This window comes from Nostoc sp. PA-18-2419 (genome assembly GCF_005869855.1).
In the GTDB taxonomy this organism is placed as follows: domain Bacteria; phylum Cyanobacteriota; class Cyanobacteriia; order Cyanobacteriales; family Nostocaceae; genus Nostoc.
In genome coordinates this window covers 32,714-55,764 of sequence record NZ_SZNH01000035.1, presented here as the reverse complement: position 1 = coordinate 55,764, position 23,051 = coordinate 32,714, and the positions used below count along the sequence as shown (strand labels likewise).

Annotated in this window: 17 protein-coding genes; 5 read left to right on the top strand and 12 right to left on the bottom strand. The window is 40.7% G+C overall.

What is annotated here, in order from left to right; all coding sequences use genetic code 11:
- Window positions 1-18: 18 nt before the first annotated feature.
- Together FCR06_RS26120 and FCR06_RS26115 are read right to left on the bottom strand one after the other, a co-directional pair.
- Entirely contained in the window at window positions 19-747 is a 729-nt protein-coding gene (locus FCR06_RS26120; protein WP_138504950.1) for an HAD family hydrolase, read from the bottom strand.
- Window positions 744-1,643, bottom strand: coding sequence for a class I SAM-dependent methyltransferase (locus tag FCR06_RS26115; protein ID WP_138504948.1), 900 nt, complete (start codon window positions 1,641-1,643; stop codon window positions 744-746). The genes FCR06_RS26120 and FCR06_RS26115 overlap by 4 nt, the downstream gene beginning before the upstream one ends.
- A 279-nt stretch (window positions 1,644-1,922) precedes the next feature.
- On the opposite strand from FCR06_RS26115, the gene FCR06_RS26110 reads away from it, so the two are divergent.
- From FCR06_RS26110 to FCR06_RS26100, 3 genes are all read left to right on the top strand, one after another.
- Window positions 1,923-3,104, top strand: coding sequence for an RtcB family protein (locus tag FCR06_RS26110; RefSeq protein WP_138504946.1), 1,182 nt, complete (start codon window positions 1,923-1,925; stop codon window positions 3,102-3,104).
- Window positions 3,105-3,301: 197 nt separating this feature from the next.
- Window positions 3,302-4,201, top strand: coding sequence for a helix-turn-helix domain-containing protein (locus tag FCR06_RS26105; RefSeq protein WP_138504944.1), 900 nt, complete (start codon window positions 3,302-3,304; stop codon window positions 4,199-4,201).
- A gap of 107 nt (window positions 4,202-4,308) precedes the next feature.
- The gene (locus FCR06_RS26100; protein ID WP_138504942.1) at window positions 4,309-5,121 is read left to right on the top strand and encodes a class I SAM-dependent methyltransferase; all 813 of its coding nucleotides are present in this window, start codon (window positions 4,309-4,311) and stop codon (window positions 5,119-5,121) included.
- An 8-nt stretch (window positions 5,122-5,129) separates the two neighbouring features.
- On the opposite strand, the gene FCR06_RS26095 is transcribed toward FCR06_RS26100, so the two are convergent.
- Window positions 5,130-5,996 carry an Rpn family recombination-promoting nuclease/putative transposase gene (locus FCR06_RS26095; protein ID WP_138504940.1) on the bottom strand — a complete coding sequence of 289 codons (867 nt, stop codon included), beginning with the start codon at window positions 5,994-5,996 and terminating at the stop codon, window positions 5,130-5,132.
- Between the two features lie 166 nt (window positions 5,997-6,162).
- Window positions 6,163-7,470 (bottom strand): dihydrolipoamide acetyltransferase family protein, encoded by a 1,308-nt coding sequence (locus FCR06_RS26090; protein ID WP_138504938.1) that lies wholly within the window; start codon window positions 7,468-7,470, stop codon window positions 6,163-6,165.
- Window positions 7,471-8,207: 737 nt separating this feature from the next.
- On the opposite strand from FCR06_RS26090, the gene FCR06_RS26085 reads away from it, so the two are divergent.
- Window positions 8,208-8,732, top strand: coding sequence for a hypothetical protein (locus tag FCR06_RS26085; RefSeq protein ID WP_138504936.1), 525 nt, complete (start codon window positions 8,208-8,210; stop codon window positions 8,730-8,732).
- A 21-nt stretch (window positions 8,733-8,753) separates the two neighbouring features.
- On the opposite strand, the gene FCR06_RS33020 is transcribed toward FCR06_RS26085, so the two are convergent.
- The 3 genes from FCR06_RS33020 to FCR06_RS26075 are packed head-to-tail and all read right to left on the bottom strand — an operon-like array spanning window position 8,754 to window position 11,402.
- The gene (locus tag FCR06_RS33020) at window positions 8,754-8,930 is read right to left on the bottom strand and encodes a hypothetical protein (RefSeq protein WP_189523584.1); all 177 of its coding nucleotides are present in this window, start codon (window positions 8,928-8,930) and stop codon (window positions 8,754-8,756) included.
- Between the two features lie 2 nt (window positions 8,931-8,932).
- Window positions 8,933-9,382, bottom strand: a complete 450-nt coding sequence (locus tag FCR06_RS26080) for a YlqD family protein (RefSeq protein ID WP_099069339.1) — start codon at window positions 9,380-9,382, stop codon at window positions 8,933-8,935.
- 43 nt (window positions 9,383-9,425) lie between these two features.
- Entirely contained in the window at window positions 9,426-11,402 is a 1,977-nt protein-coding gene (locus FCR06_RS26075; RefSeq protein WP_138504934.1) for an AMP-dependent synthetase/ligase, read from the bottom strand.
- A 994-nt stretch (window positions 11,403-12,396) separates the two neighbouring features.
- Between FCR06_RS26075 and FCR06_RS33015 the strand changes: the two genes are divergently transcribed.
- Window positions 12,397-12,564, top strand: coding sequence for a hypothetical protein (locus FCR06_RS33015; protein WP_189523583.1), 168 nt, complete (start codon window positions 12,397-12,399; stop codon window positions 12,562-12,564).
- Window positions 12,565-12,688: 124 nt separating this feature from the next.
- On the opposite strand, the gene FCR06_RS26065 is transcribed toward FCR06_RS33015, so the two are convergent.
- The 5 genes from FCR06_RS26065 to FCR06_RS26045 form a co-directional block, all read right to left on the bottom strand.
- Window positions 12,689-13,867, bottom strand: a complete 1,179-nt coding sequence (locus FCR06_RS26065; RefSeq protein ID WP_138504931.1) for an MFS transporter — start codon at window positions 13,865-13,867, stop codon at window positions 12,689-12,691.
- Between the two features lie 156 nt (window positions 13,868-14,023).
- A complete protein-coding gene (locus FCR06_RS26060) occupies window positions 14,024-16,678 on the bottom strand; it encodes an MGH1-like glycoside hydrolase domain-containing protein (protein ID WP_138504929.1) in 2,655 nt (884 codons plus the stop codon).
- A gap of 345 nt (window positions 16,679-17,023) precedes the next feature.
- Window positions 17,024-19,183 carry a DNA helicase RecQ gene (gene recQ / locus FCR06_RS26055; protein ID WP_138504927.1) on the bottom strand — a complete coding sequence of 720 codons (2,160 nt, stop codon included), beginning with the start codon at window positions 19,181-19,183 and terminating at the stop codon, window positions 17,024-17,026.
- A 651-nt stretch (window positions 19,184-19,834) separates the two neighbouring features.
- The gene (locus FCR06_RS26050; RefSeq protein WP_138504926.1) at window positions 19,835-21,382 is read right to left on the bottom strand and encodes an AAA-like domain-containing protein; all 1,548 of its coding nucleotides are present in this window, start codon (window positions 21,380-21,382) and stop codon (window positions 19,835-19,837) included.
- A 106-nt stretch (window positions 21,383-21,488) separates the two neighbouring features.
- On the bottom strand, window positions 21,489-22,862 hold the full coding sequence (locus FCR06_RS26045; protein WP_223280295.1) for an AAA-like domain-containing protein: 1,374 nt from the start codon (window positions 22,860-22,862) through the stop codon (window positions 21,489-21,491).
- Between the last annotated feature and the right edge of the window lie 189 nt (window positions 22,863-23,051).

The window sequence follows — 23,051 nt, the reverse complement described above, 5'->3', positions numbered from 1 at the left end:
AATTCACCAATGAATATTTTAACATTCAGTAACCGATGGCTGGGGCTGTTTTTGGGAATAAACTTTCTGCACGCGTTCTAGTTCCAAATCACTGAGGTAATCAACAGTCCAGTTACAGCAGCGCTGAAGCATATGGAAGGGGTAAGTGTTTGCGACACCCACAACTTGCATATGCGATCGCTTTGCTGCTTGAATACCAGCTGGTGTATCTTCAATTGCTAGGCACTCTTGCGGTTGCAGATTTAATTCTGGATATTCTTGGTTTAATTTTTTTACTGCCAGTAGATAACCATCGGGTTCTGGTTTACTAGCAGTGATGTCATCACCCGCGACGATAATTTTAAAATGTTCGGCTAGTTTAGCTCGCTGGAGTACCAATTCTATTTCTTTGCGAAAAGCCCCACTGACTAATCCTAATTTCAGATTCCGCGAGCGCACTTGAAATATCAAGTCTTCAACACCTGGATATAAAGGCAGTTTCTCAATTTTCTCTAGTTCGACCACATACGCTTGGGCTTTGCGGTACAGCATCTGAGTTAAATAGTTTTCATTGCCTACTCTACCACGATTAGCGAGTAGTTGCCCAAAACAAGCGCGATCGCTGCGTCCTAAAGAAGCTTGTCGCTCATCCACCCGCTGGGGTTGGAGATTTTCTTGAATGAGAATCTCATCTATCAGTTGCAGGTGGATTGGCTCATCGTTAATGATGACACCATTAAAATCAAAGAGAACTGCCTTTAAACTCATGCGATTATGCCAAACGCTGGCGATCCAAGTCCCTCCAAATTATTATTATCTATTGTGGTGTCTATCGACGTTACAGAATATTGGCGAGGATTTTCAGCGGCTATCGGTTTAATACCGGTAGTTACCTGATTTATCCACCACACATCTTGAGTTCGCACTGCTTCAAACCCTGCTGCACCCATATTCGCATCGACGCTACCATTGGCATACTCACGAATATATGGTTCTTCAAAAAGGTCACTGAGCCAATCTAATTGACGCAGAGTTTTTTGATTGCCATCTTGAATTAACACTTGTCCTCCAGCTACCAGCAACCGGAAGCTTTCTCGCAAAATTGCTAATGACACCGCATCTGGTATTTCGTGAAATAGTAAAGAAGCTGTCACCAAATCAAAGGAAGCATCACTCAAACCAGTTTTCTCAGCATTCCCGTGTCGCCAGACTATATCTAAACCAGCAGCTTGGCTTTTATGTTCTGCCCTTACCAACATATAAGGTGAGAAATCCAAACCAATAACTTCAGCTTCGGGGAAAGCCTGTTTTAACATTAAAGTAGTGGAACCCGTACCGCAACCTAAATCAAGTATGCGTCGTGGTTTTACTTTAATGGTATCAATTAAAGCCTGACGGATAACATTTTCGTTAGGCAGCAGAACATATTGGGTTATGGGGTCGTAAGTCACTGCTGCACCAGAAGTGAGATATCCCCCTGCAATCCCGTGAAAGTTTTGTTCGCTGTAGTACGATGGAATTATGACATCAGCTCGGCGAAAGCGATCGCCTTCTTTCTCCCAATCAATACTTTCTTGATAACGGCGCAACCCATCTTCATCAATAAAAAAACGCGCTACAGGGGATAAAAAACGTTCCCAGATTGTATCTTGACGCACTGCCATAGGTATATGTGTCAGAAGTGTAAAGACTGTTTTAATTAGAGTGATTTCCTTTACAAATTTTAATACATCTTTTCTTTGTGTGGCGATCGGGTTGAGACCGGAAAATTTTATATTACAATTGTAGTATACGCTTTTTATTCGGTGGGCATTGGGAGTGTTGACTGTTAACTGAGGAGTTATTATTCGCGCCCTCGCTTTTCATCTCCCCCTGTCCCTTTAACCACCTAATGCCAAATTCCTAATCTAAAAACTAAAATTAAAAATCCAAAATAAAAAATTATGCCCTACGAAAAGTTAGAAATTACCACACCAGCACCCGTTTTATCCTGGGCAAATCACCCTTTAGGGCCAGAAGAAACCAAAATGGCAAAGAATGTCGCATCCCTGCCATTTGTGTTTAAGCATGTAGCCTTAATGCCAGATGTCCACTTAGGTAAAGGTGCCTTAGTCGGTTCTGTAATCGCGACCAAAGAAGCGATTATACCTGCTGCTGTGGGCGTGGATGTGGGTTGCGGTATGAGTGCTATCAAAACGCCATTTACTGGCGAACAACTCGAAGGTAAGCTGAAAAAAATCCGCTTAGATATTGAAGCAGCAATTCCTACAGGGTTCAACGAAAACAAAGACGTTGAAAAATCTGTCACCAACTGGCAACGCTGGAATGATTTTAAGGACTTGCATCGCGGCGTGCAAGACCTGCAAGGCAAAGCGATGAAACAGATGGGTTCTCTAGGTGGAGGAAATCATTTTATTGAAGTGTGCCTCGATACAGAGAATCAAGTTTGGCTAATGCTGCATTCTGGTTCGCGCAACATCGGCAATAATCTAGCTCAGTGTCACATTAATACAGCCAAAGAATTAGCGAAGATGGCAGGTAATAAATTAGCTGACCCTGATTTAGCTTACTTTGTAGCTGGAACCCCACAATTCCATGCATACTGGCGTGATTTGCAATGGGCGCAAGAGTATGCGCGTGTCAACCGCGATGTGATGATGGCCCGTTTTAAGCACATAGTCGAGAAGCATCTTGTAGGTGGAAAGGCGAATAAACCTTTATTGCAGGTCAATTGTCATCACAATTACGCTGAAAAAGAAGTGCATTTTGACGAGGATGTGTATGTGACTCGCAAAGGTGCAGTCCGCGCCCAAACAGAAGATTACGGCATTATTCCTGGTTCAATGGGGGCAAAGTCTTTCATTGTTAAAGGTAAAGGTAATGCCCACAGCTTTTGTTCTTGTTCTCACGGTGCAGGTCGATTATTGTCTAGAAATAAAGCTAAAAATGTCTACACTCTTGATGATTTAATTGAGCAAACTCAAGGTGTAGAATGCCGAAAAGATACTGGGGTATTGGATGAAATTCCCGGTGCTTATAAACCGATAGAACAAGTGATGGCAAATCAAGCAGATTTGGTTGAAGTTGTCGCAACACTCAAACAAGTTATGTGTGTGAAAGGATAAATAAGTAGGGTGGGCAATGCCCACTTTTTTCTTTTGTAAACGCAGAGGTACGCTGAGGAATAAATGATTATTTTAAGTGAATCTGACTGAGCAAATAAAGCCATCTGCTAGCGCTAGCGAAAATAAATTAATCGTGTAACTGTGTCACGCATTAGCTTACTATCTTTTTTGTAGTAGCTCAGAAGTTAGTAGGCAACATGAAATCTGGACAACTTTCAGCCATTGATGTGGCAAGCGGAAATATTGTGCCGATGAGCAGCAAACCTCCTATTTTATCCAGCACTAATCACTGGAACGAGATTGTGCTTGAACAGCATCATTTACCTGCATTTGAATGTCCAGAGCTTTGTTTGCAGCAACACAGCATTAATATTTGGCTTGGTAATTCTTGCCAAATAGACTGGCGACTGGSAGGTGGAAAGTTACACAGTACGCAGATGAGAAGAGGTTTGGTTAACGTCACTCCAAAGGGGATTTCCACTCAAGCACGTTGGCATCAGGAAATAAAATTTCTCCTAGTCTCTTTTGATTCCAGTTTATTTAATAGAGTATTAGATGATGCGATCATTGGGAGCTATCGCACTATTGAAATTATCCCACAGCGCGGAGTCTGCGATCGGCAAATTCTTTATCTGGGAATGGCACTCAAAGCAGAGCTTGAAGCCGGATGTCCATCTGGTAAACTATATGGTGAATCAGTTGCTACTGCTCTAGCAGTCCATCTCCTCAAAACTTTTTCTAAAACACAGCAACTAAATTTAGAGTTTGAGGTCAATCTTTCTGAGCGTCAATTACGGCAGATAATTGATTATATTTATGATAACTTAGCACTAGAATTAAAGCTGATAGAACTGGCTACTCTAGTGAATATGAGTTCCTATTCATTCTGTCGTTGGTTTAAACGTTTAATGGGTATTTCTCCACATCAATACATCATTAAATGTCGAATTGAACGAGCTAAGTATTTACTTACTTATAGCCAGTTACCTATTATCGAAATTGCACTTCAAGTTGGCTGTTCTAGCCAAAGCAACTTTACTACTATTTTTCATAAGCATGTAGGAATCACACCAAAAGCATATAGAAAAATGATATAAATTTTTGGATTTTGCAAGATTTCAACATTTTGAAAGCACGTTTTCAGAAGACAGAAGTTTCACTCACAAATTATTTTTATAATTGAGCAGTAAAAATTGAGAGTATTATGCAAAATAATGAATACGAACAACAGTATAAGAAAAAAGTAATTGATTTCTTTGATAGCAGAACTAGCTACGACAACGATTATACAATTGATCGCGCTCTCCCTTTACTAAACTTAGTTCCACTGCAAAAGGGACAAAAAGTATTAGATATAGCAACAGGTACGGGTATTATTGCCATTGCTACTGCACAAATTATCGGTGATGAGGGTAAAGTTACTGGAGTAGATTTTTCTTCAGGGATGCTAGCTCAGGCACAACAAAAAATTGAAGAGTTAGGCTTGCAAAATATTGAACTAATTGAAGCCGATGCTGAGTATATTCACTTTTATGATGAGAGTTTTGATGTTATTTTTTGTTCTACAGCCATAGTATATTTTAAAGATATTCCTGCTGCTCTCCGTAAATGGTACTGTTATCTAAAACCAGGAGGAGTTCTCGGTTTTTCTTGTTGCTCTGAAGAATCTTGTGGAGCGCCACTTATTATTAAAATTTGTGGCAAACAAGGCATTATGTTGACAAGTATCAACGAGCCAACAGGCACTCCAGAAAAGTGTCATCATCTACTTGCAGAAGCTGGTTTTACAAATATTGAAGTGAACACCCAACAACTAGGTTACTACCACAATTTAGAACAAGCTAGAGAATGGAATGGAGGATGGTTTCATCCTAGAGAAAATCCCTTATTAAAGGTTTCGTCAGAGCAAATGGCACAATTAAAAGCAGAGTATCGTCAAAAAATTGAAGCAGAAGCAACTGAGCAAGGAGCTTGGTATGAAAATCTGACTTTTTTTGTAACAGGTCAAAAGGTTTAGAGCAAACTCTAACTTTCTATTGTATTCAGCCAATTAATTAAATCAGCTTTAGTAGCGAAATCTAGTAAGACTTCACCCAAGTCCTCCAACTGAGCTAAGGATAACTCTTGTAGCCGAGATTGTAACTGAGAATTAATTGAACCAAGGCGACGAGTTAATAAACCTATCACTAGCCTCAGTTGTGATTGTCTTCCTTGTTCTATACCTTCTTGTATACCTTGTTCTCTTCCTTCTTGAAGTCCCTCTTGAAGAATTTCTTGATAAATAGCAGATTCTCTCATATTTTCTTTCCTCAAAAACTGATGAATGAGTTCTGGTTCAAATACTAACCCTGCTAAAAGTTGGCTACATACCGAAATAGTTTGTTTGGTGGCTGCTTCTTCAATCATACTCACTTGAACTGCCACCTGTTGGAGTAAGTTTTGAGGAGAATCTGTTCGGGCTAAGATTGCCAGAGGTAATAAACCAGGAGATACTAGCAACGGTTGTGGATCTTGTTCCCAGATTCGGATGACGCGGTAGCGGTGGGTAGTATTGCGGGTAGTAAATTGATTTATAAATGCTGCTTGTGAAGTTGTGGGTTTAAGAAAAATTACTACCTGCTCAATATCACAATTGTATTGTCGATACAGCCGCACCCAATAGTCGAGCATTCGCAGTGGTAAAGGTGGAGTTGATGTTGGTAAGGTTTGAAACTCTAAATGCAGTATTTGATTGGCAGTTTGCAAAAAGGTTACTGAGTCAGCACGGATTGGTTCTTGGTTTAATTCTATTTTGAGAATCTGAATATCCGTTACTTCAGATGCGAGTAAGTAGCGAATGAAATCTTGTGGATACTGTTCAACTAGATATTTTAAGGTGTTGTCGTATGTCACTGTGATATTTGAGATGACATAACTTTATGTAGAGATATGTGTTGTCATATCTCTACATAGTTTGTCGATAAAAATTTCAGCGTCGATGTTGTTGGTTGTTAGCGCTAATCTTTGGCAAACTACTTCGCTAATAGCACTAACATTTAATTTTGGCGTTTTTTCAAAACTACAGTGTCAAAGAATGAGCATTTGTCTCAATCAATTTTGCCAAATCTTGCAAGAATGCAGCAGCATGGGCACCGTAAATAATTCGGTGGTCTGAAGTAATATTTACTTGCATTTGTTGGCGCACAGCAAATAAACCGTCAGGTGTTGCTACCACTTGCGGACGAGATGCCCCGATCGCTAAAATTGAACCTTGTCCAGGTGGTAAAATCGCATCAAATGTATCTACACCAAACATCCCCAAGTTAGATAGGGTAAAAGTACCACTGTTATATTCTTGGGGTTGTAGTTGTTTTGTTCTGGCACGCTCTACTAAAGACTTCCAACTACGCGATAGAGAATAAATATCGACTGCGTCTGCATTTTGCAGCACAGGTGTAATTAATCCGCCATCATCCATCGCTACAGCTACAGAAATGTTGATATCAGAATGATAAACAGTTCCTTGGTCTGAGTAGCTAGCGTTCAAAAGTGGGTGTTTTTGTAATGTTACCGCTACAGCTTTCGCCAGTAGGGCTGTCATTGTTACGCCTTTGGATTTAATTTGTTTATAAAGTTTGTCTAGCTCATCAGTGGTAATACTGTAGGCAACACGGAATACAGGCACAGATAGACTAGCTACCATATTGCGTACTACCGCATTTTGGAAGGTAGTTAGAGGCACGATTGAACCGGGAACAGATGCCACAGCTGGTGCAGGTGCCGTGGCTGGTGTAGGCGGTGCAGGGGGCGCTACTGGGGAAACGGATGGTACAGGCGTTGCTGGAGCAACTGGCGTAGCAGCGGGTTGCTTGGCTTTACTAGATAATCCTTGCACATCTTCGGCGACAATGCGCCCGTGGGGGCCACTGCCTTGGAGAGTAGTCAAATCAACTTTTAGTTCTTTGGCTAACTTCCGGGCACGAGGTGAAGCTACAAGCCTCCCTTCACGGTGGTTAGAGCCATTTTGAGACGCCAAGGCAGGTGTTCTGTCTTCGGCTGCGGGTGCGATTGGTTCAGGGGAAGAGGCACTGGTAGTAGCTGCACCACCGGAATTGGTGAGAGATTTCGCACTTTCAATTTCAGCTTCCGTTTCGGCAATAAAGGCGATCGCAGATCCTACCGGGGCAGTTTCACCAGCTTCAACTATGATATGGGCAAGAAATCCTTCATAAAAGGTTTCTACATCCATATCTGCCTTATCTGACTCTACAACCACCACTGTTTCGCCTTTTTCCACTTTGTCCCCTGGCGATTTCACCCAGGAGACTATTTTGCCTTCGGTCATGGTAGAACTTAGCGCCGGCATAAATACTTCGTGAATGCTCATAGGGTGGTTTGGGAATCAATGGTTTATGGACTTTAACAGCTTTTATCAGATCGAATTGTATCTTGATAAAAGAATTTTGGACTGGAGATTTTATATTTTAGGCTGTGCAGAGGAGCAAAGGGGTACGAGGGCTTCAGGTGCAGGGGGCACAGGGAAATAATTAATAATCGATAGACAACACAAATGACTAATGACTAATGATTAATAACCCGAGGAACCTAAATCTGATTTAGAAGTCTATATTACAAAGTTATCCTCAATGCTTAGTCAATATCTCGTTTTGGTTCTTGGCTTTCAAAAACCATCACGAGTGTCTCACCAATCAAATAAAATTGCTAAGGGACTTCCAGAAAATAAATTATCCAATTTCATGCCCATCAAAACGACTTTCTCTCCCCCTGCTCCCTGCTCCCTGCTGCCCTGCCCTCAAGGCGTTCGCGTAGCGTCCCCCAGGGATGAAATATTTTTTTAATTGGAAGTCCCTAAAGATTAAATAGATTTATATTCTTCATACTACTGCTTAAGATACAGGGCGTTGCAGAGAAAGCAGGATGATTTAGCAACTTGCAAAATTCACCGTTGACCCTTTGCCCGTCTGTTTCCCCTGCTTGCTCCAATTCATCGCATTGTTGGAGAAACGCCAGAGATAGAAATTTTGCAGGTAGAGGACATGGGATACAGTTCAATCTAGAATTCAAAATTGGTAATTAACCTGTTTGAAATTCGTGTTTACTTTTATGTCGGCAAAGTTAAAATTGTTTTTGATTGTGGTATCAACTATCTTTGCCTCTGCTGGCGCCGGAGTTTATATTAGCCAGCGCCAACAATCAATGGGGATTGTTAACAATATTGATGGGCAACCTCAGCAGTTAAAAGCGATGCATCAGGCTCACGAAGTTGTAGCATACCCAGAACGTTCTGATTATAAAATTATACCAATAGAAAGGCTCAACTCATCTCTCCAAGGTAGCGATCCTGCTACCCTGGCGTTGAATGCCTTTGATGATATACCATCAGCGGGAGGAACACGAAAGGTAGAGGTAGCTTATCCACAACAAAATCAAGCCTTGGTGATGATTACACAAATCAAGCAGGGTAATAATTCTGTTAGTACAGTTAAATATCGAGTGGAGATGACGACCTTTGGGCGATCGCTTTTTATTAGTTCACCTCCAGTTTGGCAAATTATTTGGGCTGGCTCCCAGGTGAAATGTTGGTCTGGAAGCCGTACCCACGCTAAATTAAATCAGATTTGTCATTAATCATTAGTCATTAGTCATTGGTTATTGGTCATTTGCAAAGGACAAAAGATAAAGCGCAAAGTCTGTAGAGGCTTCTGCGGTGAAGGGGTCGCGGTCTTGGCGGTTTCCGTCGATTGCGATCCCCCGAACCTGTAGGGCTTCCCGCAGGGTGCGGAGGAAACCTCCGCTCAGAACTTTGTAACAGAGAACAAATGACAAATTTAAATGTCGCCGCGAATTTCTTCGACAACGCCATCGCGCAGAACAATTTCAACCTGCATTTTACTAATCAAGTTATCTCCCGTTTCTACTTTGAAAAAGCCTTCCATTTGGAATTGGTTGACTTCTTGATCCTGCTGGAGAAACTGCACTTGCTGGAGGTTTTGCAGTAACTGATTTTTCTGCTCTAGGAATTCACTTTTCTTTTGATTGACTTGGAGTTGGATGTTGTCAATTTGTTGGAGGGTCTGAGGACCGGGTGGTTGCAAACTCTGCTTTTGAATTGCACTAATCGCTCTTTGTCCTTCAATGTCTAGCTGTTGTAGTTGCTGATCAAGTTGATTAATCTGTGCTTGTAGCTGCTGTTGTACTTCCTCTTTCCACAGGGGAGTAACAATCACTTTAACGTTGACGACGCGTTTCAGGAGCAAATGAGATTTGGAGACATCCATAAATATTTCACGTTCACTCTTAATTAGTTGGCAGGTGGAATCATCAGGCAAACATGCCGTTAATAATATCGCGATAGCGTTCCACGACGATGTGTCGTCGAACTTTCAATGTTTGGGTCATTAAGCCATTTTCGATAGAAAATGGTTCCAGAATGAATTTGAACGGCCCGATGCGGTCATCTGGTCGATAGCCTGGACGATTTTGCACTTCGCGATTTAATTCTTTGCGAAATAAATCCTGGATCATTTTACTCTCTAGGTCAATTTTTTCACCGGATGAGTCAGTCGGGCGATCTTGTGTATCCAGCGTCAGATTTTGAGTTGCTGCCCATTTTTCTAAAGCTTCAAGATTGGGGACAATTAAGGCTCCTAAGCTGCGCTGGTCTTGACCCAGAAGCATGATTTGATCGATGTAGGGCGATCGCAAACATGCATCTTCAATCGGCTGCGGTTCGATGTTTTCGCCGTTCGTCAAGACAATCGTATCTTTTGCCCTCCCAGTTAGCACTAAGTCATTTTCTGGTGTCAACCAACCCATATCGCCGCTATCAAACCAACCTTCAGGGTCAATTGCTTTGGCTGTAGCTTCGGGATTTTGGTAATAGCCTTGCATAATCTGCGGCCCCCTTAACAATACCAAGCCTCGCTTTTCTACTGACAAAGGCGTTTTTGTCTCAGGATCTACGATTTTAGCTTCTGTTGCCGGGAGTGGTAGCCCCGATGCACCAATCAAATTTCGCCAAGGACGACGCACATGAGTCACAGGAGAAGTTTCTGTCAAGCCATAGCCTTGCAAAATCTGCACGCCAATAATTTCAAAGAAGTTATCGATGTGTCTGGGAAGCGCACCCCCGCCGCTAATCATCTGCTTGACTTTTCCTCCTGTGGCTTCCCGGACTTTGGCATAAACGAGTCGTTCTCCCAAGCTGTGGAGGGGTAACAAAGCTGATGCTTGAATCTTAGCTGCTAATCGTTCGCCACCTGAGGCATGAAGATTATTTAAATCCAATCCCTGAGCAACTCGCTGGGCTTTAATATATTTCTCGCTCATGCCTAATAAAAATTTAATTAGGCGTTGCTTTTTGGCTGGTTGTTCGCGGAACTGCTTTTGCACTCCTTCATAAATTGATTCCCACAAACGCGGTACACCCACCATGTAGTTGGGTTTAAATTGTCTCAAATCTGCTTTTACAGAACGCAAGCTAGTATAAACTTGCGTGCAACCTTGAGATAGGAGGTAATATTCAACAGTTCGTTCGTAGCTGTGCCATGAAGGCAAGATACTCAGAACGGTATCGCCCGGATTTGGTTGCAATACTGTGCCAAATGTTGTCACTTGGTGCATCAAATTGCTATAACAGAGCATCACACCCTTAGGTTTGCCAGTGGTACCAGAGGTATAAATGAGAGTTGCTAAGGCGTCACGATTTTGCTTAACTGGCACAAAATCATGATTTGCACCTCCTATTTCCAACAGTTGGGAAAAGTTTAGCAGTTTTAAAGTTGTTTGTGTGGGTGGTGCTTCATCTGAAAGTAAGATGACAAATTGAATTGGTAGATCGTTGAGGCGGTCTTGCAGTTTTTTAAGTGTCTTTAAATCCTCTAGTACCAGTGCTGTAGTACCACTGTTGGCAATGATAAACAGCAGTTCTTCTTTTTCAGCTTGGGAGCTACGCACAGCATCAACTCCTCCAGCAGTCATGATACCTTGATCGGCAATAAACCACCGGGGACTATTGTCAGCAATTAAAGAAATGCGATCGCCTACTTTTACTCCCAATGCTTGTAACCCAGCAGCAAATAATTGTATTTTCTCTGCCAATTCAGTATAAGTAATTACTATTTCTGGTTTAGCATGGGGGCTGTGCAAGGCAACAACATCACCAAATTTCTCAGCTGCCAAAGGCCAAATTTCTGGTAGCGATTTCACATTTGTGTAATCTACCAACTTCTTTAATTCTTGGCGTTCTCGCTCACTGATATTAGATAAAAAAGAAGACCCGGTTTGAGTTTTTGACATAACACCTTACAATCAAGATTTTCAAGCGATCGCTTTCTAGCTTATTTTGTCATTCCGCTACAATAACCGTGCTCATTATCCACATTCCCTGTTGTGTACGATAATTCCAGGAAATCCAACTTTAATATTTACAAAAATTTATGTTAAGATTAATTTACATAGACTGCAACCTATGGATCGTGTTTGCAGTGACAACAGCGATCGCCTATTTTCAGAGGAGATGATTACCTATGAATTCCACAGACGTTATACTACTAACATTGGTTAACGTTGCTAGCTGCATAGTGCTACCCAAACTGGTAGATATTTTTCTAGCTCATAAAACTAAACTTACTCAATTGTCGCCAAACAATTCAGAATTTCAACCAGCCAAAATTCAACTTACAAGTTTTCCCTATTGTACAGCTTACTCATTAACGGGTAGCCAATACTGCAAATTTCGTCCTGATTTCTGTCCCAAGTGTTCTCCAAATTAATAGTGATACCTTCTCTACGAGACGCTACGCGAACGGTGAGCTTCTCTACGAGAGGCTCTTGTTAGATTGCTTCTCCGTAGGAGTACGTTAACGCAAAACTTTTCGGTCAACTAAGATTACTATTACTCAGAATTCCTACAAGCACTCTGACTAATTCTGCTAAACCTTCAGGAACCTGATAAAGTTTTGTGTCTTCTATGATATGTTTTTCCGGTCTTTGCAATATTCCAAATTTCCAATTATATCCATTTGTTACAGCTTCATGTAATAGAGAATTAAATGAATCCATACCACTGGTCTAGTGCTAATAATTATACTGCCAGCAGTGGCTACTACCTGACAGTAGAAAATAAGGTAATAGTTAAAAATTGATAGTTACCATTAAATAAAATATATTATTTACTTAACTTATATCTGAGAAAGGAAATCTAAAATCTAGTTTTAAGTAATTGCACTAATTTTGCTTCAAACTAATGATTATGGTGAATACAAGTTTTGCAAACGGGGGAGATAAGATAATGAGTTTGATAGATGGTTTATTCATGACGCTACTTAGTACTGTTGTTTGTGTAGCGCTACCTAAGCTGTTATCTGTAATTATGTCTGCTAAAAAGGAGAACACTGTAACATCACCGTCTGCTGTAACATTGCAAGATTCCAACTCGGAAATGCCCAGCTTTTCTTAAAAGACGCTGATTTCTAGATATCACCTTGATGAGGAGAAAACAATAGTTATTAGTACAAAGTGATATCTATTTGATTTGTGAGAATTAAAAGCGATATAACCCCGGCTTTTGAAAGAAGTTGGGGTTATTTTTTAAGTATTTTAGGTCTGGCGATAATAAAAAATGCAAGCAAAGTAAAAACTAACATTTGCCAAGTCACCAAATTCCAGCCACCAAGATTCCAGCATAATAGGCCAATGCTAGTACCCACAGCACCGCCGATAAAATAGGTAGTCATGTAAACGGTGTTGATGCGACTATTGGATTGAGCATCTAGAGTGTATATCCTTGCGACATTAGTAACCTGCGTTGCCTGTACACCTACATCTAGTAACAATACAGCAACAGCGATCGCCAGTGCTGAACTAGAAGCAATTTTTGCAATCACTAAACTTGCAATCACCAGCGATACAGCAAAAGTTAAGGAACGTTGGGAGTTACCTCGATCCGCTAGTTTACCAAAAACTGGGGCCATCAACGCACCTGCGATCGCCACAAAACCATACATCCCAATTGTGTCAGATTGAAAATGAAAAGGCGCTCCGCTTAAATGGAAAGTTAGCGTTGTCCAAAATGAACAAAAAACACCAAACAATAATCCACCAATTAAAGATGCTTCTCTTAATAATGAAAAACGTTTTAATTGGTAAAGTGTTGATTTTAATAATTCTAAATAATAACCAGTGAATTCATTTTTTATATTGGGTAAATATATATTTAGTAAGACAGTAATAATTAAAATCATGATTGCCGAAAATACATATACATATCGCCAACTTAACCATTCAGCAATATACCCACTAAAAACTCTTGCTCCTAAAATCCCAATCAATAGACCAGTAAAAATATTGCCTACAGTTTGACCTGTAGTTACTCTATCTATACTTGCTGCTAAGGGCAGAATAACCTGGGCTGAGACGGTTACAATTCCAATTGCGACGCTCAATATCCAAACTTCGACGATGTTTTGGGCAAACGTCATCAGTATTAACAAACAAAACAAACATGCTAGTAAGCTAAGAATTAATTTTTTCTTATTAATTTTATCGCCCAAGGGGATTAAGAAGAAAAGCCCAAAACCGTAACCAACTTGCGAAAGCACAGATACACTGCCTGCTTCGCTTTCACTGACTCCAAAAGAAGATGCAATATCTTTGAGGATTGGCTGATTATAGTAAATGTTAGCAACACAAACACCAGCTGCGATCGCCATAATCAGTACTTGGACTTTAGTTAATCCATTACTTGAAATTTGTTTTTCCATTCAATTTCAGTACACTATAATTTACTTGCTTGAGGACTTTTTCTTTTAGCCTCTTTATTCATCCGAACATTGCAAATGTGTAAAATATTATTCCTTAACAATCATCATAATTATTAATGAGTGTTAAGGGATAATATTTTATTTTCTTAAAGTACCTTAAACGAGCGATGAAGATTCGGCGCACCGATGAATTAATTCTGCAATCACTCCTGTCCAGCCAGTTTGATGACTTGCCCCTAAGCCAGCACCATTGTCACCATGAAAGTATTCATTAAATGTCAGCAAATTTTGCCAATGGGGATTGTTCTGAAAAATCTCAACAGCGCCGTATACAGGTCGAGCGCCATCAGCATTTTGTTGAAAAATCCGTTCAAGTCGCTTTGACAAATCAATCGCTACCTCTTTGAGCGTCATCCATTTTCCAGAACCAGTTGGACATTCTACTTTGAAGTCATCTCCTAAATATTGATAAAATTGCTGTAAGGCTTCAATCATTAGATAATTCATCGGAAACCAAATCGGCCCACGCCAGTTAGAATTGCCACCAAATAAGTTATTTGTAGATTCAGCTGGTTCGTAATCTACCTGATACTCCTCGTCGTTGACGCGCAGCATGAATGGATGCTCGGCATGAAATTTTGATACAGAGCGAATTCCGTAGGGACTTAAAAACTCGCGCTCATCTAACATCCGGCTCAAGATGCGCTTTAGCTTCTTGGTATTTAAAATTGCCAGTAAATGGCGCTGGTGTTCGCCTTCGGTGTGCATACAGGCAATTCCAGATGTGAGGTCTGGGCGATGTTTGATAAACCACTCGGTTCGCTCTGTGAACCCGGTGAGTTTTTTTAGAGTTTCGAGTTCGAGTGTTCCTACTGCGAACAAAGGCACCAAGCCAACCATCGAGCGCACTTTCATCGCGCAATGATGTCCATTTGGGAAGAGCAATGCATCGTAGAAAAACCCGTCCTCTTCATCCCAAAGGACAAGTTCATCTTTACCAATGCCATCCATCGCGGCTGCAATTCGTAGAAAATGCTCGAAGAATTTGCTGGCAATGTCTTCGTAGATGGGTTCATCCATAGCCAATTCGAGGGCAATGGTCAGCATATTCATACAAAACATTGCCATCCAGCTTGTGCCGTCTGCTTGCTCTAAATCACCGCCTGTCGGTAACGGCGCACTGCGATCAAACACGCCAATATTATCCATCCCTAAAAAGCCGCCCTGAAAAATATTTTTACCGTCGGCATCCTTGCGGTTGACCCACCAAGTAAAATTGAGCAGCAGTTTTTGAAATACACGTTCGAGAAACTGTTTGTCAGCGTGACCGTAGAATTTCTGCTCAATCTGATACACTTGCCACACTGCCCAAGCGTGTACAGGTGGATTGACATCGCTGAGTTTCCACTCATACGCAGGCAACTGCCCATTCGGATGCATATACCATTCCCGTGTCAGGCGTTGCAATTGTCGCTTGGCAAAATCTGGGTCAATCATTGCCAAGGGAATCATGTGAAATGCCAAATCCCAAGCAGCAAACCAAGGATATTCCCAGGTGTCTGGCATCGAGAGAATATCATCAATATGCAGATGTAGCCAATCAGTATTGCGAACACTGCGACGGGAATTGGGGGGAGTTAGAGTAGCCGTATCACCTTTGAGCCAATCTTCGATGATGTAGAGATAAAACTGTTTGCTCCACAACATCCCGGCAAAAGCCTGACGCTGGATGTTGCGCTGGTCGTCAGCTAGAGAAAACGGCGTAATCCGTTGGTAGAATTCATCAGCTTCTTTGATCCGCTCGCCAAAAATTTGCTCGAACTCCCCGCCAAATGGTTCGGCAATTCCAGATGAATCTGCCAACCGCAAGCGTACAGTTTGCTCTCCTCCCGGTGGAATCATCAATTTGTAGTCAGCAGCAAATTTTGTGCCGAGCCGATTCGGATTCACTGCACCCTGGCGATCGTGGACTAGATATTCATGGAAAGCATCTTTAACGTAGGGTGAGGCATTTTTCACGCCGTACAGCCGCTCAAAATTCGTTTCATTCTCAGTAAACAAAAGTTCTGCTGCACCTTGACAGTAGAGCCAATAATCCTTCATGCCAGGGTGAGACGCTTCAATGATGCTCAAATCTGTCTCGGATTTCAGCACCTTTAACACTGGTTTTTCACTATTATCGAATGACCAGGTATTGCGAAACCAAAGCGAAGGCAGCAGATGTAATGGCTTGGCTTCCGAAGAGCGATTAGCGATCGTGATTTGAATTAATATGTCTTCAGCAGAGGCTTTGGCATACTCGACGAACACATCAAAGTACTGGTCTGCGTCAAATACACCCGTATCAAGCAATTCAAATTCCGCCTCCTGCTTGCTGCGACGACGGTTTTCTTCTACTAGCTGTGTATAGGGAAATGCCTGCTGCGGATATTTGTACAAGCATTTCATGTATGCATGAGTTGGTGTGTTATCCAGAAAAAAATAATATTCCTTAACATCTTCGCCATGATTGCCTTCATTACCCGTTAAGCCAAACATCCGCTCTTTGAGGATTGGGTCTTGCTCGTTCCACAGGGCGATCGCAAAACACAACCGCTGATGATTGTCAGAAATTCCGGCAATCCCATCTTCACCCCAACGGTAAGCACGCGATCGGGCATGGTCGTGGGGGAAGTAGTCCCAAGCTGAGCCATCGGGGCTATAGTCTTCGCGCACTGTCCCCCACTGCCGATTACTCACGTAAGATCCCCAGCGTCGCCAATAGGCTTTGCGATCGCGGTCTTCTTGCAACCGTTGTTCTTCTGCCGTCATAGTTCCCCTCTGGTTAGCTGATGATTTGAGCAATAATACTTAGCTAGATTGCAATTCGAGAGATGTATATCAGCTATTTCACATTTAAGAAAGCATATATTTTGGTGTTGGCTGTTGACAGCTGACGGTTGACTGTTAACAGTCGGTAGTCAAGGAACCTCACAAGTGATTATGCAATGAATATGTGTTTTAGCTTAGTCAATATATCGCTTATCTAAATATTTATCACTTTTTGTCTAAAACGTTTTGGCAGCAAAAAATTTATATTTGGCGAAAGGAGCAAAAAACATTCTAACGCACTACCTTCTACCTGAATTCTAAATTATTAGCTAAAACTTGAAATTATTACTTACGATTTTCGCGCCGCCACTTACCCCGCACTAAGCGAATTTCGTCAAAACTGTAGCTTTCGCCTAGTTGTTCTCGAATTGGCGTCAAAGAAATATCACCAAGCACTTCTAAAACTTGCCAAATTTTTTGCTGATGTTCGAGAGATACTAACTGATTTAAATCTACAGACTGATTTTTTTCAATTAAATCTGCCAAATGACGGATAATTGTCGTGGCACGAATATTGCGTTTTTGGGCAATTTCAGTAACACTTAAACCCTGTTTATGCAATTGAAATGTCAAGATTTCGGTGTCGGAAGGTAAGCTAATAGAGGGTGTAAAATTAACTTGTGGTGCATCTACCAAACCTTTTTCTTGGCGGTAAGCACGAATTTCTGTGAGAAACTTTTCGCCATATTGGGCGAGTTTGTGAGTACCGACGCCGGAAAGTTTACCAAATTCAGTCATTGTTTTAGGTTGTACCTGCGCCATCAATTTCAAGGTAGAATCTTGAAAGACAATATAAGGTGGAACAGATTGTTCATCAGCAAGTTGTTTGCGGAGCGATCGCAATCTCTGCATTAAGACTTCTGCTTCCGCAGCTTTTTCACTTGTTTGTGTCAAAGAAATATTTTGTACTAAAGCCACAGCCAGGGAAACTGTGCGTTGTCGCCGCATTACTTCCCAACTGTGGGCGTTGAGTTTCAAAACAGAGTAACCATCGCTAGTTTGTTCTAATAGTCCTTGATGTAAAAGCGATCGCGCTAGCATTCGCCACTCATCTATAGTTTTATCTTTGCCAATTCCGTAGGTAGAAAGTTCATCGTGTTGATTTAAAATAATTTTTTGACTTTTGGCACCGCGCAAGACATCAATAATATACGTCATGCCAAATCTTTCTTTGCAACGCGCCACACAAGATAAAAACTTCATGGCTTCAATTGTCCAATCTTCCATCGGTTTAGGATTGCGGCAATTATCACAGTTACCACAATTTCCAGCAAACCGTTCGCCAAAATAACCCAACTGAATTGTCCGGCGGCAGTCTGTACCTTCAGCATAATCAATTACCTGCCGCAGTTGTTGTTTGGCTATTAATTGTTCTTGGGGGTCAGTTTTTTGATTAATACTCCATTCAATGGTTTTCACATCGGCAAAACTGAAGAAAAATGTACAACGTGAAGGTTCATTATCCCTTCCTGCCCTGCCTGATTCTTGATAATAACTTTCCAAATTACGCGGCAAATCAAAGTGAATTACTAATCGCACATCTGGCTTATTAATTCCCATCCCAAAGGCAATTGTTGCCACCATGACGCGCACATCATCGCGAATAAATCGAGTTTGATTGTTGCTGCGTTCTTCATCAGTTAATCCGGCATGATAAGGCAATGCAGAAACTTTATCATTTTGCAGTTTAAAAGTGAGTTCATCAACTTTTTTGCGCGTCAGACAATAAATAATTGCTGAACCCTCGCTTTCCCGCACCAGTTCTAATAATTCTGCATATGCAGACTTAGTTTTAGAACGAACTTCGTAATAAAGATTCTGGCGATTGAAGCTGGCTATGTGGATACTGGGTTGCTTCAGCCCTAATTGTTGAATGATATCACTGCGAACGCGATCGGTGGCTGTGGCGGTGAGGGCAAGGGTAGGAACATTAGCGTAGCGTTTACGCAGAGATATCAACTGGCGGTATTCTGGACGGAAATCGTGTCCCCACTCAGAGACGCAATGTGCTTCGTCAATGGCGAAAATAGAAATGCCAATTTGATGATGGACTAAATCGAGAAACGGCAGAAATCTTTCACTCAATAGACGTTCTGGGGCGACGTAAAGTAATTTAACTTTCCGATTAAGGATGGCTTCTTCCCGCGATCGCACCTGATAGGCATTCAAACTACTATTGAGAAATGTGGCGCTAACATTATTATTTCGCAGTCCTTCCACTTGGTCTTGCATCAAAGCAATTAACGGCGATACAACTACAGTTAAACCTTTTTTGATTAATGCAGGTAACTGAAAACACAAAGATTTGCCGCCACCTGTAGGCATCACTACCAATAAATCCCGATTTTGCAGCGCATCTTCGATAATTTGCCGTTGTCCGGGGCGGAATCTATCATAACCAAAGTAATATTTTAGCGCTTGTTCGAGATGGGGATACTGAAGCATAGCGATCGCTTTTTCGGGGGCATTCTGCGTGGATAACTCAGTTGATCTGTAAAAGTGAGATATATTTTAATAATCTTAGCTTTCTGGTTAAATTTGTGTAAGTTGACAATTGCTAATTTTCAGCGATCGCAAAAACTTAGGCTAAGATTTGAAAACACGGTAACAAATGGGCTGTCAAAAATTCCATCATAGCTTGCAGTATTGCTACAAGCTCAAATAACACTATAAATAGTGGTTGGGAAAGTTATAACAGCACAATCTAATACCGTTATACCGTAACCTGACTTTTCATGGGGTCTATAAACTCTATTTAAGTTCGGGAGTAAGGGTGTGATGATGCTAGAAGGAATGTGAAATTCCAAAATTAAAATCCAACAAGTGTGTTTTTCCTAAACCCTTACACCTTGTTTCATATGCTGTGAAAAGTCATACAGTAAATTGTTTCTATTCTGAGTGGAGGCTTCCTCCCCTCAGAATTTTATTGATGAAAACAGAATTCAATAGTCATATCATTTCCAGTTAAATACTTGTGATATCCGTGAAGGTCGGTAATGGTGAATGGGTAACAAAACACAACTGTTCACCTCTTAGCAATTACCAATTACCAAAAAAACCAACCATATTGTAAGTAATTAGCCGAACTTGATATGACTAATTACAAATTCTTTTAAGTGTGCCCTGATGTTCTATCTGAGTACATTTTACTCGTGATTGTAGAGCATCAATCTTTCGTAAAAGTGACATTCCCCACACTATTGAAATTGCCAACTTGATTGTCATACCCAGAAGCAAAAGTGCCACTATTCTGGAATTTCTTCTCTGTTGAACCATCCTTTTTTGTTGTTCTGCAAGTCGTGCTTCGACTTCTTTGGCACGTTCGGCTTCTAATACTTGCTGCACTTCTCGTCTATCTAATTCTTCGCAAGCAGCTAAAAATTGATAATCTAAGTTGCTTAAGCTTTTGCCATTTGCCCAAGTTTGGGCATCAATTAAGGCTTGTCCCCGTAATAGGCGAGATTCATCCTCTTGGTTAAAGGCCACCCATGCATTGAAATTTTCGTAGTAAGGACGCAAGTTAGCTAATTTTTTTGCCACCCATTCTAGATTGAAAACTTCTTCATAAATACGGTTTTTAATTTTCAGAAAACCTTGATTTTTAATTACCAAACCAGACAACAAAAGTTCTGCTTGTTCTCGACTATCGTCAACAGCTACTTCAATTCCTTGGAGGATTTGCTGATATATTCCTAATAATCTAGCGGCAGATTGTTCCTTTCTGAGAATGCGATCGCGAATTGTCCTCAGATGCTCTGGTTCATCTTGAGATTCCCATTTTTCGATGATATGCGATCGCACTACATTTTCTATCCAAAATTCTTCCGTGCCAGGAGGAATTTTTACCTTTCTACCCAAATCGTCTTGAGATAAACTTACAAGCACCCGACATAGCTTTTGAGTCAGAAATGGTTGTCCTTGTGTCCAAGCTAATATTTCTTTCAAAACTTTCTGGGGATAATTGTCCTGGATATCCAGCCCTAAAGCTAATGGGTGAGCTTCTTCAAATGTGAAACCATTTACTTCTATAGCTTTACCAATATTAAATGGAGTAGTATGATTTCGATATGAAATTAAGTCTGAAGGTGTCGCCACACCAAAAATGGCAAATGTTATTCGATTATATTCTGGATCGATTGCCCGATGATTATAACAAAACCTAATTAAGCTAAAAAAGTCATCAACCGGAAAATCTAGACTCAGAATACTATCAATTTCATCAATAAAAATAAACAGTCTTTCGTTAGGAAACTGAGCTAACAGAATTTCTAAAATAAATCGACTCAGTTTTTGAGCCAAAGAGATATCTTTTTGTTCTTGCCACCAGCTTCTTAAGTTAACCTTTCCTAACAGTTGGAAACCTAACCATAGGTCACCTGCAACTCCTTTATACCACTGCTCTGGAGTGATATTTTCACAACCAATATTGGTCATATCAATAGTGGCACATCGAAAGCCCTCTTCTTGCAAACGATGCTTTGTTTTCACCATCAGTGATGATTTGCCCATTTGCCTACAGCTAAGGATATAGCAAAATTCACCTTGTTTTAACGCATTGTAGAGTTGGATGTCTGCTCTGCGTTCAACATAGCTAGGAGCATCACTTGTTAGGGTACCACCTACTTGGTATCGATAATTGCTCATTTGATTTTAAATTTAAAATTTGTTATTTTAAATAAAAATTTGCATCAGTATTAAAAAAATTCATCTAAAAAGCATTTCTGCCAATAGTTTACCAGAATTATTAGTATCATGAGTGTTTTCCCAACTGTTGGCTAAAATAAAGACGATATAATTCACACATCAGAGAAACTTGATCGCCATTGATTTGAACTAAACCCATGCTTTCGAGTTTATAAGCAGCCAGTGCATCTAATTTTACTTTCTGGTCACTAGCAATTACCTGTTGCATCGCAGACATTAGTTGTGGTTCTTTTTGCAATAAGCCCAACAGTTCTCGTAAATACTGAGTGTAAATTCCTGCTGATGTCGATGCTGTTTCTAATAACAGTTCTAGGGTGATTTCTTGTCCAGATAAATGATATAGTGCTAAATTCACCAGATAAGGATGTCCTCCCACCATTGCTTGTAGAGGTGCAAGGCGTTGTGCCCCAAGTAAGTCTGCTGCCCAATCTAGTCCATAACGCAATGCTAAATCTTGTACTTGCTTGAGACTAAACGGTGGCAAGGTAATTGTAATCCCGACATTAAAAGGCGATTGGTTGAGCTTCAGGGGAATGTAAATTTCTGTGGTGTGAACCACTACCATTCGTAGTTTTTGCCATATTGGGTCTTGCTTTGCTTGTTCATGCCAAAATCGCAGCATTGGTAAAAAGTCTTGAGCAATATTATGATGTTCAAAAACTCGCTGCACTTCATTCAAAGCCAAAACCACAGGATTTGATGCAATATACTGTAGAATATACGCTTCAAAATAGATTTTGCAGCTGACTTTGCTGCCCATTTCTATATCCCAAAAATCATCTAAACAAGCAAGCAGGTTTAACTGCCTGCTGACATAGACACAGAACCAACGCAAAAATTTATCTAGGGAAGTAAAAACTTCTTGATCGGCTTCTTGAAAGTCCAAATAGACAATTTGATAACCCTGCTCTTTGGCATAAGCAATCATTCGGTTGAGCAGAGAACTTTTTCCCATCTTTCTGGGTGCTTTAATCCGGATTAAGCAGCCTGGGTGTAATATCTCTTTACAAATCAATTCTTCTATTGGAGGGCGATTGATGTATAAAGGAGAATCCACTGCCAGCGGCCCGCTAGGAAATTCTATCTTGCCGACTGAAAATATATTTGGATAAAGGCTTGTGAATCTCGATTCTCTATTGAACTGTTGCTCTGGTTGATTTTGTTGCCAACTTATGCCTTGAGAATATTTGCTCAAAACTAAATGCAGATTTTTTTTTGTTACTCTTTCTCCAGCTGCTTGGGACAAGTCTTGCCACAACTGAGAGCCAACTTGCTTAATGTAGTTTCTACCATAACCTGTTCCCTCTGCCATTTCATCGTAAGTTTTACCCAACCACGATTGATAAAGCACAAACCACTCAATGGAATCGAGAGGCTTATTTTGTAGAATTTTTTCTACTGCTTCTAGCAATTCTTCCACGGTTATTAAAAGTTAAACACTGAATAAAATTAGAGATTTCCTTTAGCTTAGTAATAATATACAACTGAAAAAATGCTCAATTCAGAAAAATCTATCAATTTCATTATCTTCGGTCAAATTACTAATTATTTTTAGTACTTTGTTTTTTATGTAACTAAGTATATAAAGTTAAAGGCTGTTTCTAAAGAA

Bases quoted from the DNA above. Each gene is read 5' to 3' on its own strand.
- FCR06_RS26120 (WP_138504950.1), bottom strand. From the start codon at position 747: ATGAGTTTAAAGGCAGTTCTCTTTGATTTTAATGGTGTCATCATTAAC.
- FCR06_RS26115 (WP_138504948.1), bottom strand. From the start codon at position 1,643: ATGGCAGTGCGTCAAGATACAATCTGGGAACGTTTTTTATCCCCTGTA.
- FCR06_RS26110 (WP_138504946.1), top strand. From the start codon at position 1,923: ATGCCCTACGAAAAGTTAGAAATTACCACACCAGCACCCGTTTTATCC.
- FCR06_RS26100 (WP_138504942.1), top strand. From the start codon at position 4,309: ATGCAAAATAATGAATACGAACAACAGTATAAGAAAAAAGTAATTGAT.
- FCR06_RS26090 (WP_138504938.1), bottom strand. From the start codon at position 7,470: ATGAGCATTCACGAAGTATTTATGCCGGCGCTAAGTTCTACCATGACC.
- FCR06_RS26085 (WP_138504936.1), top strand. From the start codon at position 8,208: ATGTCGGCAAAGTTAAAATTGTTTTTGATTGTGGTATCAACTATCTTT.
- FCR06_RS26080 (WP_099069339.1), bottom strand. From the start codon at position 9,382: ATGGATGTCTCCAAATCTCATTTGCTCCTGAAACGCGTCGTCAACGTT.
- FCR06_RS26075 (WP_138504934.1), bottom strand. From the start codon at position 11,402: ATGTCAAAAACTCAAACCGGGTCTTCTTTTTTATCTAATATCAGTGAG.
- FCR06_RS33015 (WP_189523583.1), top strand. From the start codon at position 12,397: ATGAGTTTGATAGATGGTTTATTCATGACGCTACTTAGTACTGTTGTT.
- FCR06_RS26065 (WP_138504931.1), bottom strand. From the start codon at position 13,867: ATGGAAAAACAAATTTCAAGTAATGGATTAACTAAAGTCCAAGTACTG.
- FCR06_RS26060 (WP_138504929.1), bottom strand. From the start codon at position 16,678: ATGACGGCAGAAGAACAACGGTTGCAAGAAGACCGCGATCGCAAAGCC.
- recQ (WP_138504927.1), bottom strand. From the start codon at position 19,183: ATGCTTCAGTATCCCCATCTCGAACAAGCGCTAAAATATTACTTTGGT.
- FCR06_RS26050 (WP_138504926.1), bottom strand. From the start codon at position 21,382: ATGAGCAATTATCGATACCAAGTAGGTGGTACCCTAACAAGTGATGCT.